Source organism: Croceitalea dokdonensis DOKDO 023 (assembly GCF_001306415.1).
GTDB classification, from domain to species: Bacteria; Bacteroidota; Bacteroidia; order Flavobacteriales; family Flavobacteriaceae; genus Croceitalea; species Croceitalea dokdonensis.
Genome location: NZ_LDJX01000011.1, coordinates 61,503 through 76,130, shown reverse-complemented (window position 1 = coordinate 76,130; position 14,628 = coordinate 61,503). Strand labels below are relative to the sequence as shown.

Annotated in this window: 12 protein-coding genes and 1 tRNA gene; 10 read left to right on the top strand and 3 right to left on the bottom strand. The window is 41.2% G+C overall.

Features of this window, described 5'->3' with window-relative positions; genetic code table 11:
- The 5 genes from I595_RS17565 to I595_RS16590 all read left to right on the top strand — a co-directional run.
- Nucleotides 1–221 (top strand): GIY-YIG nuclease family protein (locus tag I595_RS17565; RefSeq protein WP_083467653.1); only part of this gene is annotated, 221 nt, incomplete at its 5' end.
- A tRNA-Arg gene (locus I595_RS16605) sits at nucleotides 199–272 on the top strand. The genes I595_RS17565 and I595_RS16605, both read left to right, overlap by 23 nt.
- 410 nt (nucleotides 273–682) lie before the next feature.
- Complete coding sequence (locus I595_RS16600) at nucleotides 683–985, top strand: DUF1801 domain-containing protein (RefSeq protein WP_054560575.1); 303 nt, start codon at nucleotides 683–685, stop codon at nucleotides 983–985.
- A 1-nt stretch (nucleotide 986) separates the two neighbouring features.
- Nucleotides 987–1,565, top strand: coding sequence for a YdeI/OmpD-associated family protein (locus tag I595_RS16595; protein ID WP_054560574.1), 579 nt, complete (start codon nucleotides 987–989; stop codon nucleotides 1,563–1,565).
- Nucleotides 1,566–1,619: 54 nt separating this feature from the next.
- On the top strand, nucleotides 1,620–2,333 hold the full coding sequence (locus tag I595_RS16590; protein ID WP_054560573.1) for an acetolactate decarboxylase: 714 nt from the start codon (nucleotides 1,620–1,622) through the stop codon (nucleotides 2,331–2,333).
- A 255-nt stretch (nucleotides 2,334–2,588) separates the two neighbouring features.
- Here I595_RS16590 and I595_RS16585 read toward each other — a convergent pair whose 3' ends face one another.
- The 3 genes from I595_RS16585 to I595_RS16575 form a co-directional block, all read right to left on the bottom strand.
- Nucleotides 2,589–3,563: a YpdA family putative bacillithiol disulfide reductase gene (locus I595_RS16585; RefSeq protein WP_054560572.1), complete on the bottom strand. Its 975-nt coding sequence runs from the start codon at nucleotides 3,561–3,563 to the stop codon at nucleotides 2,589–2,591.
- Nucleotides 3,563–4,222: a ribulose-phosphate 3-epimerase gene (rpe, locus tag I595_RS16580; RefSeq protein ID WP_054560571.1), complete on the bottom strand. Its 660-nt coding sequence runs from the start codon at nucleotides 4,220–4,222 to the stop codon at nucleotides 3,563–3,565. Before rpe ends, I595_RS16585 begins: the two co-directional genes overlap by 1 nt.
- A 110-nt stretch (nucleotides 4,223–4,332) precedes the next feature.
- The gene (locus I595_RS16575; RefSeq protein ID WP_054560570.1) at nucleotides 4,333–4,575 is read right to left on the bottom strand and encodes a VF530 family protein; all 243 of its coding nucleotides are present in this window, start codon (nucleotides 4,573–4,575) and stop codon (nucleotides 4,333–4,335) included.
- Nucleotides 4,576–4,778: 203 nt separating this feature from the next.
- Here I595_RS16575 and I595_RS16570 point away from each other — a divergent pair, with 203 nt between their 5' ends.
- From I595_RS16570 to I595_RS16550, 5 genes are all read left to right on the top strand, one after another.
- Entirely contained in the window at nucleotides 4,779–6,338 is a 1,560-nt protein-coding gene (locus tag I595_RS16570) for a helix-turn-helix transcriptional regulator (protein ID WP_054560569.1), read from the top strand.
- A gap of 133 nt (nucleotides 6,339–6,471) precedes the next feature.
- The gene (locus tag I595_RS16565; protein WP_172675972.1) at nucleotides 6,472–8,925 is read left to right on the top strand and encodes an ankyrin repeat domain-containing protein; all 2,454 of its coding nucleotides are present in this window, start codon (nucleotides 6,472–6,474) and stop codon (nucleotides 8,923–8,925) included.
- A gap of 73 nt (nucleotides 8,926–8,998) precedes the next feature.
- On the top strand, nucleotides 8,999–10,909 hold the full coding sequence (locus I595_RS16560) for a hypothetical protein (RefSeq protein WP_054560567.1): 1,911 nt from the start codon (nucleotides 8,999–9,001) through the stop codon (nucleotides 10,907–10,909).
- Nucleotides 10,910–10,946: 37 nt separating this feature from the next.
- Nucleotides 10,947–13,763 (top strand): MAC/perforin domain-containing protein, encoded by a 2,817-nt coding sequence (locus tag I595_RS16555; protein WP_083467651.1) that lies wholly within the window; start codon nucleotides 10,947–10,949, stop codon nucleotides 13,761–13,763.
- Nucleotides 13,756–14,553: a hypothetical protein gene (locus I595_RS16550; RefSeq protein ID WP_054560565.1), complete on the top strand. Its 798-nt coding sequence runs from the start codon at nucleotides 13,756–13,758 to the stop codon at nucleotides 14,551–14,553. Before I595_RS16555 ends, I595_RS16550 begins: the two co-directional genes overlap by 8 nt.
- Nucleotides 14,554–14,628 lie beyond the last annotated feature (75 nt).

The window sequence follows — 14,628 nt, the reverse complement described above, 5'->3', positions numbered from 1 at the left end:
TATATAAAGGGATTTCAAAAGACGTAGCACAACCTTTAAAATGGCATAATGAAGGGAAGACCAAATCAACCAAAGGTTATCGGCCATGGGTTTTGGTGTATCAAGAAGAGGTTGGCGGTTTAGAAAAAGCACGCGAAAGTGAAAAATATTACAAGTCTGGAATAGGAAGGGATAAATTAAAGGAATTAATACAACAACGGCCACGTAGCTCAGCTGAATAGAGCACTGGATTTCGGCTCCAGCGGTCGGGGGTTTGAATCCCTCCGTGGTCACGAATAAATCAAAAAGTCTCACATCAAATCAAGCTCGCTTGAATTTGTTAGTGGGGCTTTTTGATTTTCAGCGCAGTGCCCTGACGTAAGATCGAAGCCAATCCCGACCGGGGGTTCCAAGAGGCATATGCATACCGCCTTGAATTTGTAAAGACGGTTTTTTTTTAAGCGGAGCTTTAGGGTAAGGTACTGTCAATCCGTTCGTGGTCACTTAAAGCAAAAGCCTGGTATCAAAATCCAGGGTTCTCTTATTTGGTTTGGCAAATGGTGTAAACATCGAATTATCTCTACTGGAACAAGAAAGTTTAAAACAACAAAGAATACTGAGACGTGATGGGAATACGAAGTAATGCGAAGGAATGGGTCAGTTCTTAAAAATCTACTAAATTTAAATCTTTAATATATTTATCGTGAATGATTCAATAACAAACATTCAAAAAACATTTGAAACCTTACTTGCGGAAAAATTCCCTGAACTTCAGCCTGTTAATAAATGGAAACAAACCATGTGGCATCACAATGGTGATTTAGTGGTGTCCCTTGTACCATTGGCAAAAAAAGTAAAGTTCTGTTTTTTTAATAGTCCGCATTTAAAATTGGACAAAACCCAACGATGGGGTACGACTACAAGCTCTGAAAATTTGGAAATTCCTAACGGTACTGATATAGATTGGAAACAAATTGAAAAGTTGCTTACGGAAATACTGCATTAAAATGGTAAAAACCGAAAATTTTGAGAAAGTTGAAGTAAGTTCAACAGCAGAACTGCGAGACTGGTTGCATGCCAATCACACACAAGAAGAAAGTGTATGGCTGGTGACCTTTAAAAAATCCATTCCAGGAAAATATGTTTCGGTAAGTGAAGTGCTTGATGAACTCATTGCTTTTGGTTGGATAGACGGCATCCGTCGAAAACTGGATGAGACTAGAACAATGCAGCTCATTGCACCACGGCAAACACAACATTGGTCAAAAACCTATAAAGACCGAGCGAATAAACTCGTCAAAGAAGGAAGGATGACACAAGCAGGTCAGGAGTCCATAGCCCGTTCTCAACAATTGGGCCTATGGAATTTTCTGGACGATGTAGATGCACTCGTTAAACCTGATGATTTGCTAGAATGTTTAAAACAACACAAAGGCGCATTGGCTTTTTTTGATGCGCTAAGTCCTTCCAATCAACGGTTTATTCTACGCTGGATAAAACTGGCAAAAACCGGGAAAACAAGACAAAAGCGAATTCTAGAAACCGCTGTGTTATCGTCTAAAGGCGAAAAAATGAAAGGGCTGTAGGGTATTTTTTATTCTTAGACCTATGTAATTTTATAATTCCAATCTTATTGATGTATGAAAGGACTTTTTTTTGCGGCAATAGCTTTTTTAATCATTTCGTGTAAACCATCAATTAAAACCAGCCCAAACATCCCGGTTCAAATTGCAGGTGCTATGAAAAATGTAATGTGGAACGGGGAGCTCGATGGTATTATTCAATTGGATACTATCACAAACCAAGACGGTTTGTATGGGTTAGGTCCACTGGCTTTCTTAAAAGGTGAAATACTGCTACTGGATGGAAAAGCATACGTTTCTAAAATTTTAGAAAATGGGAATCCTAATGTAGAAATTCAACATAAAGCGAAAGCGCCATTTTTTGTCTACGGCAATGTGACAAAATGGGAAGAAAGGGAACTACCAGAAAACGTAATAGACTTACAAAGCTTGGAAAGATACATCACTGAACTCTGTAATGAACGAACGTCACCTTTTATTATCAAAATAGAAGCAAAAGTAGCTGCTGCAACCTATCACATTCAAAACCTTGCCGATGGTAGTGTGGTAACCAATCCGCAGGAAGCCCATGCTGGGCAACAAAGCTTTGAACTTAACAACGAAGAAGTTGTCATTATAGGCTTTTATTCCAAAAATCACAAAGGCATTTTTACGCATCATGATACCAACATGCATCTGCATATCATCACAAAAGACAAAACCCAAATGGGACATTTAGATGAGTTGTTGTTGGAAGACGGTAGATTATTTATTTCCTTAGCTATAAATTGATGTAGGTAAGATGAACCTCAATAGATTACTTCAGAAAGTACGGACATAGTCCTCTCTGGTTTTTTCCTTTTTGGTAGTTAGGTAGCGTTCACTTTTACATCACCATGGAAAAAGTATAAAATTTTCCCCAGGTTAGTCTTGCCCACTTATGAATATGATTCCACTAAATTTCCCCACTTCTGATTTCTGGTAGATCAGCCAACTATAAATAACTAGTTTGGCCTGGAACTCTTTAACCACGAGGTGAACCTAGAGTTAGGCCGTCGTTAGCTTTTTAACAATATCCCCGATAATCATTGGGGCATGGACCCTTGAATTTTCTATAAACCATTTATGGGTTTCCATACCACCGCAAATTACACCTGCCAGATAAAGGCCTTTGACATTGGTTTCCATGGTCTCCGGATGGTATGTGGGCAACCTCTTTTTATCTTTTGATAAACGTACGTCAAGCTTTTCAAGAAACTCAAAGTTGGGCATATACCCTGTCAATGCCAGTACAAAATCGTTTTCAATGCTTGTTTCCCCCTCAGGGGTATCCATGATTACCGCTGTTGGTGTTATTTCTTTAACCGTGGCATGGTAAAAGGCTTTGATACTACCTTCTTTTATACGATTAATGATATCTGGTCTCACCCAGTATTTTACCCGTTGCCCCACCTCTGCACCACGGATGATTAACGTTACGGCCGCTCCTTTACGGTAACATTCAAGGGCAGCGTCTATGGCGGAGTTGCTTGCCCCTATCACCGCTAGTTTCTGGTTGGCATAGAAATGAGGGTCTTTGTAATAGTGGGATACTTTTGGCAAGTCTTCCCCCTTGCACCCAATTTTGTTGGGAATATCATAAAATCCAGTAGCTATTATGATGTGTTTTGCCTTATAAGTTGCCTTGTTGGTTTGCACCCTAAATAGTTCTTGCTCTTTTTTGGCCAAAGCTACCTCCTCAAACAAATGAATGTTCAATTGATTGGAAGTAACGATTCTCCTGTAGTATTCCAGTGCCTCGTTACGTTTGGGTTTGGGTTCTTTACTGATAAATGGAATAGCGTTTATTTCTAATTTTTCGGAAGAAGAGAAGAACTGCATATTTGCAGGGTAATTGAATAATGAATTCACAATAGGCCCTTTCTCAATGATGAGATAGGACAACCCTTTTTTTTTGGCCTCCAGTCCGCAGGCAATCCCAATAGGTCCGCCACCGATAATAATAGCATCTAAATGTGACATTAGGCGATAACGGCTTTAAGGTTTTGGATGGTTTGGGTTGGATTCTCACTTTTAAATACAAAACTACCTGCCACTAGCACATCTGCACCACAATCTACCAAATTTTTGGCATTTTTGGCATTTACCCCACCATCTATCTCTATAAGGGTGGCAGTTTTTTTATGGTTGATGAGTTTCTTTAAACCTAAAATTTTATGGTACGTGTTTTCTATGAAGGATTGCCCTCCAAATCCCGGGTTTACGCTCATGAGGCATACCACATCAATATCTTGGATAGTATCTTCCAATAGGTGTATGGAAGTATGCGGATTTAAGGCCACACCTGCTTTCATACCGGCAGACTTTATGGCTTGTAAGCTACGGTGCAAATGTGTACATGCCTCGTAGTGCACGGTAAGGATATCTGCCCCTAAATCAGCAAAAGTATGGATATACCTGTCGGGGTCAACAATCATCAAATGTACGTCCAAAGGTTTGGTAGTGTGCTTTTTAATAGATTTAATGACAGGCATGCCGTAGGAGATGTTGGGCACAAAAACGCCATCCATCACATCAATATGATGCCAATCTGCCTTACTTTGGTTTACCATTTCAACATCCCGTTGCAGATTGCCAAAATCCGCCGCTAAAAGGGAGGGTGCAATTAATTTTTTGGACATAATAACAAACTATGTTGCAAAAATACCAATTATGCAGCAACTGTGGTTAAAAAGTGGGGTATTGAGCCTTACGCTAATGTCGGTTACAACAAAGCGAGAAAAATGAACCATCAGTCCAAGGTATCGGGTTTTTGATTTTCTTTGGATTTAAGGTGTAGGTACAGCTGTTCCACTTTTTCCCTGGCCCATGGCGTTCTGCGCAAAAACCGCAAACTGGAGGTAAGCGAAGGGTTGTTCTTAAAACAATTAATATTGACTTGGTTGGCTAGGTAGTCCCAAGAGTACGTTTGCGTTAACTCTTCCATAATAGTGACCAGCGTAATGCCATGGAGCGGATTATTGGGTTGTTGCATAATTTTAAAGATAAGGTGTATCGTTAATTGATTTTTGTACCACTAACAAAGTTCCTTAAAATATAAAACTACGATAAGCTTTCCTATCTTTTTCCTTACTTTAGGCAATCTCCAGTAATCATAGCTCGTGAAGCTTGCTCATACTGCGGACCTAACAAGGCCAGTGTAGGATAATAAAAAGGAAAGGTGGGGAATAAAGAATAATGAAATTTACTAAACATCTTATAACATTTATTTTTCTGTTTTCGCTAGTTTTAAAGGGTGCGTCACAGGAAGCCAAGGATGACTTTGAAAAAATATATCTTGAGTTTCACGATAAATGGGACGCAGGATATGACGCCAGTTTAGCAGAAATAGATTCTATTTTTCAGGATTGTCCAGACTTAGAACGTTTTCCACATTATTTTATCTATAAAGGTGACTTGTTGTGTCACAAAGGCTACTATGATTTAGGATTGAAATATTATCTGATCGCCGAAAAACTAATTGATTTAGGTTATGAAAGCAAAAAAATCTATGACCACAGGCCAATTATGTACTTTAAACTGGGCTATGCCTACGCAGACCTTTATATGCCGGAAAGGTTATTGGAATACATCAATAAGGGTAAAGCCTATTTAAAAGATAATTACTCCTTTCAAACAGAGTATGATTTTACGGAGCTTGAGGCAATCTATCTTTATAATCATACCGACAAAAAAGAACAAGCCTTGGACATGTTGGAAGCCTTGTATGCAAAGGCTAGCCTTCACAAGAATAGTCCTGTTTATCAAATAATCAATACCACTAGGCTAAGGACAATAGAGTTTGCCATGCGCATTGATGATATGGCAAGGGCAAAGAAGCTATTGAATGCACTAAAGAATGATACATGGATAGATTCCATTGATGGCCAATACCTTAGATGGTATTATTCGGTGAGCAGTGATTTTTATGCTAAAAAGAAAGCATACAAAAAAGCTATTTTATATAATGATAGCATCTATCTGACCAGTCCCATTGAACTTGAAGATAAGGAGTCCTTATTTGAAAGTTACATCAAAATCCATACTAATTTGGGTAATGATAGTGCGGCCAATGGCTATAAAGACTCCTTAAGCCAAGTTTTAAAAGTGCAGCGTGGGAAAAGGCAGCAATCCGCAGTTGACCTAATCGAACAAAATGATAAGTATGAAAAATTGGTGTCCTCTTTGTCTTATGAATCCAAGCAAACCAAATGGTTTTGGGGCATTTCCATGCTGATAGCTGCCTTAGTGGTATCCGCCATCGTTTTCTGGTATGGTAAACGAAGAAGAAAGGTGAAAAAGGAATTGATAAGAGAGCGTCAAAAAGTGGAATTGTTGAACGATAACTATCAGCAACTATTAAAGAACTACCAGTTTACGACCAAGCAATTAGAAAAAATCAAACACACGTTGGTGGTTGAGATACAAAAGAATAAATCCCCTCAAATTATCGCATTACATAAATCCATCAGCAATAACATTACCAGTAATTTTAATGAGAAATTGCTGTCCATCAATAAGCTAAGAGATCAATTTATTTTGAACCTTCGGGAGCAATTCCCTGATTTGACCAATTATGAAAGCCTTATCTGCTTCTACACCAAAATGGGACTGTCGGCAAAAGAGATAGGTCAAATCACAAATTTGACGGTACGTTCCATACAGTCCCATCAATACCGAATAGGGCAAAAAACCAAGAAACAGTTTAATGCCAAGCTTAAGGATTTCTTGGAAAAAGTTCCTTTGACTATGTTTTAATGATTATTTTAAATCATTGAATTATAAATAGTTATATAGTTTGCGTATCGTTGCGTAACGTAATTTTTTAACATTTTTTTTCATTTTCATTCTTTTGTTGAAAACAAGGTTCAACACATTTTAATCAATGAAAATGAAGACTATTTTATCCTCATTAGTTCTTACCCTAGCTATTTCTGTATCCTTACAATCCCAAGACAAGAAAATCAAACTTGTACATGACGGTGATTATTGGGCAAGGTTTATTGTCACTTGGGAGGTGTATGGTGTAGGTGATGATTATGATTCCGGTAAAGGAATGGAAAAGGATTATGAATATACACTAGTACTATCGGAAAATGCCACCAACATAGTCATTAAGCTAGAAATAAACCAACTCCTTGGGCTATATAGCGAAGCTTGTGTAGAGCGGGTGGGCTCTTCTGGAGGAACCTTTACTGCTGATGGATTGGCTTGGGGAAGTCATACCTGCAGCTGGAATCCCTCACAAGTGAAGGGAAGCGGCAAGATTACCGGTATCAACCTTCAAGAAATGAACAAAATACATGCAGGGGGCAATACCAACCTGCATTTAGCTGTAAAGGCCAATGATAATAACAGAATCAAAACCTTGGTTCAAAATGGAATTACGCACATGGAAACCCAGAATATGAAGGGTTATACCCCTTTGCATGAGGCTGTTCAGATTAAGTCTAATAGCATGGTTCAACTACTTATAGATAACGGTGCCAATATCTATCAGACCAACAAACAGAATCAGACCCCGTTGTACATGGCGGTTAACCTTGGTGCCAAAGATATTGTTCAAACACTGTTTGATTCTGGATTTCAGGCCAGTAATGCAGAAATGGCATTGCAAAGGGCAGTATCCAAGCGTGATGCAGAAATGGCCGGCCTCTTTTTACAAAATGGGGCAGACGCCAATACCCTAATGGAACAGGCTTTAAAAACCAATAATGCAGAACTTATTGAATTGGCCATCATGGAGGGCGGTGCCATACCTAATATAGAAGTCTTTAAAAAGGCTGTTGATACCCGAAAATTCCCCATGGCGGAATCATTTTTGGATAACCCTATGAGCAACATCGACCCAAATGCGGCTATGGATTATGCGATTTTAAAAAATGCTAAAACTTTGGTGCCCAAAACCTTGGAAAAAGGGGGCAATCCACAAACGGCACTTTCCTATGCAGTAAAAAGCAAGGACATGAATTTGGCCAACGATGCCATAGCCATGTACGGGGCGGACCCTAAAATGGTATTGGGGGAGGTGGTTCGTACCAACCAGGTGGGCATGTTCGATGCCTTGCTGAATAATGGGGTAGACCCTAATGCCGCCATGGCTCAGGCCATTGCTGCTAAAAACAACATGTTTATAAGCAAGGCCATTGGAGCTGGTGCAGTGGCAACGTCTTCCCAGGTAAACCAGGCAGCAACAGCAGGCGATAATCAGTTGTTAAAAATTTTGATAGAAAATGCACAAGGAAATGCCAATGACGGCATGTCTGCGGCAATAGCTGCCCAAAAATACCAAACTGTTGATTTTTTAGTCCAGGCCGGAGCCACTGCCACAGCAGATCAAACAGCCAAATTAGCTGCCGCTGGACAAAACAACACCTTAAAATTATTGGTGGAAAACGGACAGGCAGACCCTAATGATGGACTGTCGGCAGCGGTAGGTGCCGCCAAGTACCAAACGGCGGAAATGTTGATACAAGCGGGGGCCAATCCTGAAAATGTAGTGAAAATAGCCGTGGAGAAGAAGCAAAAAGGCTTATTGGTAACCGCCTTGGATGCGGGCGCAAATCCTGGTCCTGGACTGGAAACTGCCGTAAATATAGGTTCGGCCGAGTTTGCCAAGCTGTTGATTGATAAAGGAGCCACGGATATTAAAGACAGTTATATGAACACTGCCGCCAAACTTAAAAATTTGAATTTGGTAACCATATTGCTAGAGGCAGGGGGCAATCCCCAAAGTGGTTTGCAAAGCGCCGTGCTGGTCAATTCCCCTGAGATGGTAACTGTATTGCTAAAAGCTGGGGCAAATGGTGCAGATAACGCGCTTTTAACCAAATCAGTGGGTCATAACAACGTTAGCTTGACGAAATTATTGGTGGATGCGGGCGCGGATGCCAATACAGGGGTGGATGAAGCGGTACTGAAAGCCCCAAGTGTTCTTAGCTATTTTGCAGGGTTGGGTATTGATATTTCGGCCCAAAAATATCTGAATGTTGCCGTGAACATGGGCAATGCCGCAACCGCTAAAATCATAATTCAAAATGGGGCAGATGTTGAGTTTATTGACGGTTCCGGGAATTCGTACCTACATACCGCCGCTTCAAAAGGAAATGTCTCATTGGCCAGGGTATTGGCTGGCAGCGGTCTAGATGTCAACTTGGCAAACAATACCAACCAAACCCCTTTGCATTTGGCTGTGTTAGCTGGCAGGAGAAATAACGAGATGGTTGCTTATTTGGTAGGTGCGGGAGCCAATGTAAACGCTAAGGACGGTAATGGCCAGACGGCACTGGATTTTGCCAAAGGGTCCAGAATAAAAAGAACCTTAAAAAAGGCGGGCGGGTCATGATTAATGCCGACGTCATTAATACAGAGTCAATGGGGAAATCCTTTTTACCAAATAACAGAAAACACGCATTAAGATGAAAAAAATACTTTTTAAACTCGTACTGATTATTACCTTAGGCGGAGCCTATGCCGGTTCTGCGCAAGAACTCACCGAGGCAGAAAAAAGGGTAGGGATGACCCTGGCTGAGAAGAAGGCAGGTTGGAAGGTCATCAATGGGCAGTCACAGCCCCCACCTCCCGCACCGGTAACCGATGCCCAAAAAAAAGCTGCGGGTTGGACCACTATTAATGGGCAGTTACAACCACCCCCACCAAATCCTGTGACTGATGCCCAAAAAAAAGCTGCCGGATGGACTACGGTAAACGGGCAATTGCAACCGCCGCCGCCAACGAATTCAAGAATAAACCCAACAAGCAATGGTTATGATAGAATGCCGGAACCACCTTCCAATAGACAATTGAATAGAACCACTGCCGTGAGCAGTGGGTTAAACGGCAATACCAATAGAACCATACCCAAGCCAACTCGGGAAGTTCCCCAACCTAATAGCCAGTACCAAGCACTGCCGCAGGAGGCAAGGAACGCACAGTTGCAAAATCAGGCCAAGGGAGCAGCGATTCCCCCTCCCATAACCAATGGACAGGGTCAATATCAAGCACTGCCTCAGGAGGCAAGGAACGCACAGTTACAAAATCAGGCCAAGGGAGCAGCAATTCCCCCTCCCATAACCAATGGACAGGGTCAATATCAGCCATTGCCAAAGGAGGCGTTAGCTAATGGAATGGAACCTAAAAAACCTACTAGGCCTGTTCCACAACCTATGGGACAGCAAGATGTTCCAAACAGGGGCTCAGGTCAAGTAAAAAATAATGGGCTAATAAGACAGAATATTTACGGTGCCGCCCCCCAAATAAACAACAAGAACCCAAACTCACAATATGGCGCTGCACCAGCTTCTGTGAATAACGCACCACCAGTTCCAGACAGAAAAACAAAGGGTTGGGTAACCACTGATAATGGAAGACGCATTCCTCCAACATCTAAACCTACCCCTGCGGTAAACCAAGCCACACCTGCCAATACCAACGCCGTAAAAGGTAATTCGCCCTTGCCACCCCCCTTAAACAATAAAGAGCGTCGCCCGTTGGTGCGGCAAAATGCAGTTCAAAGTGGTATAAATCAATTGCCCCAGAGGGCAGAGGATTATAAAAGACAATATGGTAACGCCCCTACTTTAAACACCATGTCCACATCAAACTACGGCGTAACACCTAATGTAAAAGCCCGTTTAGAAGGACAGCCATCCAAAGCCTCAGGACAGTACCAAACACTTAAATTGGCCCCACCAAATGGTACCAATAGCCAATCCAATACTGGTTATGTCTCTGCTAAGAGTCAGGGGCAGCAGGGGGCAAACGGACAATATCAAACCTTAAAGTTGTCACCCAGTCCAGAATCGGCAAAAAAGGGTAATAATGCCGGTGCAGGTATGACACTCGCCAACCAACTTCCTTCCCCTCCTAAAGATAGTCCGGTCCAAAACAGGTATGAGCCTACAGAAGGTAAGTTAGATGCACGTTCAACAGCGCCAACCAATCCAAATAACAACCCAAGATATGAATCCGCAAGCAGTACTTTAAGTGGCGGCCAGAATTCCAATGGTACGGTAAGAAACACTAATACCCAAAGTGCCCAAGGTGCTGCAAGGGGTTCTCAATATGATAGGGTTCCTCCTGAACCCAGGCAATCCAAAGATAATAAGGCTGTTAAAAATAAAACTGGAAACGCACCTTACAAACCAATAAGTGCGCCAAAAGAAACGGTGCCTAAGCAAATGGGAGCTAAGTCCATAAAAAATAACCCAAATAAAAAGAAGAAACAGATTAAATCCAATCCTAATAAAAAGGCAAAAGATTCCAAGGTCAAAAAGGGTTCCAAAAAGAAAAACGCTGGAAAAAAGAAAAAAATATTTAAGAGGAGCTAGCTTGTTAAAGAAACCTGTTAAACATCAAATTTTGTTTATGAGAATAAGTAAGTGTTCAATGCTTGGCGTACTTCTGTCATTGACAATAGTTCTAGTAAATGCCCAAGAAAAATTTGATCTTTTGGCGCAAGATAACCCAGTAATCACAGGGGCGGCCTTTGTGCCTTCTATGGGGAAAGCTGTTTTGTTCGCGAATTCCCAGTTGACCTTTTATCCCTTAGGGGAACAATCCAAGCAGTTGGAGTGGTTAACTCTATCTGGATTGGAACATATCACCGCAGTGTTGGGTACTGGACAAGATGAGATTTTTGTTTTTGATGGCGGTTTTTACATCAGGGTACAGCCGTCTACCGGAACTTTGTTATCAGAATGGACGCAATGGGTAGGATTGCCAAACCAATGGCGAAATAAAATTACGGCCATCGCAAATTGGGATGACACCAGTATATTGTTGTTTAACGGGACGGCATACGTTAGGTATGATTTTGTTCAGCAAGATTATATAGATACAGGGGATATCAGCTTATGGCCAAATTGGCCCCAAAATTGGGATAATGGAGCTACCGCTTCCCTAAATATTGATGATGGTTTTATTTATTTTTTTAATGAAGGACAGGTAGTTCCTTATAATTTTGAAGAACAGCGTTTTTTTGATGTTCAATCCCTTACTACAGCATTTGGTGAATCGGGTAGTCATGTGGCTAGGGAAAAAGTAAATCCCAATCCAGTGGTTCGTATGGAAGGCTGTATCTCTGGCACAACCAATGATGCGCTTACCTTACAGAAAACACCATTGTACGGCAGTAATCAATCAACATCCATTGAAGATCGTTTTCCAGAAGGGCTAGAATTTAAAGAGGTGAAAATTTTTACCTCCAAAATCTGGGGAAAAACGGTAGTTTGTGGCCTACAAACCATATTTAAGGATGCCACTGGTGCAGCGCAACCGGCAAAGGTTTTTGGTAAAACCTCAAGTACGGTGCACAGCGTTAAACTGCAAGGGGACGAGTGCATTGTAGGTATCTCTGGCGATGTTGGGGGCGATACCGGTAATTACTTGAATAATGTGCAAATCATTACTTCGTCCAAATCCTCTGAGCGCGTTGGGAATAAGTTTGCAAGAAATGCCCAACAATTTAGCATTACCCTTCCTGACGGCGCAAAATTCAATGGATTTTACGGTACTTTTTCAACAAACATTAGCGCAATAGGTATCAAGTATTTTGGTTCCGAACCGGAAAAGGTTGTATCAAGACCCGTCAGGTCTGCCAATAGCCCAAGTTCAGACCAGGCCAGAACAAAACAATACGTGGCCAACTCCGGCGGTGTAACGGCAGAACAGGCCATGCAATTGGGTATGGGAATGCCACCAAATATGATTGATGGTTTAGATGATGGCCAAGATGATGCAACTGTTGTGAATGATGATGGCTATGAAATTGTGGATGCTTATATTGATGACTACGATGATTTTACATCTGAATTGGGCAATATGGCCGAATTTATGGTGCAACCCTTGAGCGGTATCGATTGGTTGGGTGCTGGATTCGATATTCTCTATTTTGACCCATTAAACCCAAACGATTTAAAACCAAGAAAATCATTTAGGACAGTATTGGTTACCAATTCACCCGCAAGGGCAGGCAATAAAAATCAGTATTTAAAGCCGTTTGGGAGCGAATTTTACTCCGCAAATGCAGGTTCGGTAGCCGATTCTACTTCTTGGGTGACCTCTTATCAGCAGTTTACCAATTCCTTTAATATTTCCATGTCGCCAAGTGTTAGTGTTCCAGGGGTGGCTTCAGGGAGTTTTAGTCCCAGTTATAGCCAAATGAATTCCACCTCAATAGGATCGGAATCCATTTATATGTTCAATAAAATTAAACGAAAGTTACATGAGGTTGAATTAAAACTAACCTGGGTAGATAATGTTACCGGTCAGAAGTACAAACAAAAACTAGATCGCAGTTTTAAACAGCAGGTCGCGGAACTTCCGGTACCCACGGGGCCCGTTAAAAACCTTGAGATTACCCAGCGCAATCAAAGATTGCCCAATGAATTATCTGTCTTGCAAGGGAAGTATTATGGGTTAATCAATAAGTACGGTACCCATTTTGCAAAAAAAGTGGCTTATGGAGGCCAATATATTTCTAGAACCCAGGTTAAACGTTCGCAGTATGAAAAAACCAGGATGACCGAAGCCGGCTTTAAAGCAGAGGCCGAAGCAACGATAAAAGGAGTGACCGTGGGCAATAAAGTGGACTTTGGATTCAAGGATGGCTCCACGACCCAGAAAGGGAATCAAGCCTTTAGAAGGGATGTTTTTGTGCAAGGGGGCAATGGCGAGGATGACTTGGATAAATGGCGCAATAAGGTGGATGAGAATTTAGCGCCCATAGAGATTTATTTTGCCCCAATGTCCGAAATATTAGTGCCAAATATGTTTGCTGATGACCCCGATATTGGTAAGAAATCTGAAGTACTTGCCATAATGATAGACAAGTACATTACGGATAAGTATAAAGAGGGCCAAACAAGTAAAAACGATTTTTTCAGGGCGCTACCTGACTTGCCGGTACCTGGCAACGTAATGATTAAAAATAATGGGGGTTATGTCATGTGGTTTACGGTGCGGTATGAATATCAAGGGGAATGGGAAACAAAGGAAAGTGATAATTTTACTTTAGGCTTTACAGAAGATATTGAAATACCTGTAGGTGCCAAGAATATCACCATAACTGCATCCCAGACCACGGGGGAAATTTTTACGGAAACCTTGGAAAAGCCAGAAATTGTATGCTACAAGTGTGGGGGAACCATATTTAAGACCAATTATAGTAAATGTGATGAATAGAAAGATGATCATTAATGCAAAGAAAATCCTTCAATTTGTGGTGGTTCTTTTTGCCATTCATATCAATGGGCAACAAGTGGAACTGATGGAAGGCTTTTGGTCTGATTTTGAAGGTAAATTAGGGAAAGATACCATCACCATGACACTTTATCCAGAAAAAAATAACCAGATTCAGGGTAATTATTGTAATGAATCCAAGAACCTTCACAAAATTGTATTTTCCGGTGCCGTTATTGATACGTTTATTGTTTTGGAAACTCTTGATGTAAATAATCAAATCATCACTTTTCATGGTCAATTGAAAGAGGCCTATCAAGAAAAAGAGTATTTAGGAACGTTTTATAGCGGAACGGTGACCAATAATACAACTGGAAACACGCAACCTTTTAGATTGGCTCATAATCGCAGTTCCGGGGGTACCTTGGAACATAGGTATATGGATTTGTTTGCGACAAATGATGAGGTGGACGCTTTTGTGGGTAAGATGAAGACAGCTATTCTACAAAGGAATAAAAAATGGTTGGCCCAGCATTTGAATTATCCAATTGAGGCTTCCGTCTCAAAGGGCAACATAAAGAACATTGCAGATGAGCGTATGTTTATTGCGAATTTTGATGTTATTTTTCCCGAAGCATTTCTGTTGAGGGCCAAAACCTACCCAACCTGCAATCTCTGGGTTCAGTCCAATGGGGCTGCTTTTGGCAATGGGGAAATATGGATTCACAATAAAAACGGCTCTAGACCGGAAGCGTATTATCTTGCCATCAAGGAAATCCACGCCTACTTTTAAAAAAAAGCTTTTTGTGTTTGCAATAAATGAAAAAACTCCGGTAATCAGCCGGAGTTTATTCATCAATCAAAAAAC

Excerpts from the sequence above, each read along its gene's own strand:
- I595_RS16560 (WP_054560567.1), top strand. The coding sequence starts at position 8,999 with ATGAAAAAAATACTTTTTAAACTCGTACTGATTATTACCTTAGGCGGA.
- I595_RS16590 (WP_054560573.1), top strand. The coding sequence starts at position 1,620 with ATGAAAGGACTTTTTTTTGCGGCAATAGCTTTTTTAATCATTTCGTGT.
- rpe (WP_054560571.1), bottom strand. The coding sequence starts at position 4,222 with ATGTCCAAAAAATTAATTGCACCCTCCCTTTTAGCGGCGGATTTTGGC.
- I595_RS16555 (WP_083467651.1), top strand. The coding sequence starts at position 10,947 with ATGAGAATAAGTAAGTGTTCAATGCTTGGCGTACTTCTGTCATTGACA.
- I595_RS16575 (WP_054560570.1), bottom strand. The coding sequence starts at position 4,575 with ATGCAACAACCCAATAATCCGCTCCATGGCATTACGCTGGTCACTATT.
- I595_RS16565 (WP_172675972.1), top strand. The coding sequence starts at position 6,472 with ATGAAGACTATTTTATCCTCATTAGTTCTTACCCTAGCTATTTCTGTA.
- I595_RS16550 (WP_054560565.1), top strand. The coding sequence starts at position 13,756 with ATGAATAGAAAGATGATCATTAATGCAAAGAAAATCCTTCAATTTGTG.
- I595_RS16570 (WP_054560569.1), top strand. The coding sequence starts at position 4,779 with ATGAAATTTACTAAACATCTTATAACATTTATTTTTCTGTTTTCGCTA.
- I595_RS16585 (WP_054560572.1), bottom strand. The coding sequence starts at position 3,563 with ATGTCACATTTAGATGCTATTATTATCGGTGGCGGACCTATTGGGATT.
- I595_RS16595 (WP_054560574.1), top strand. The coding sequence starts at position 987 with ATGGTAAAAACCGAAAATTTTGAGAAAGTTGAAGTAAGTTCAACAGCA.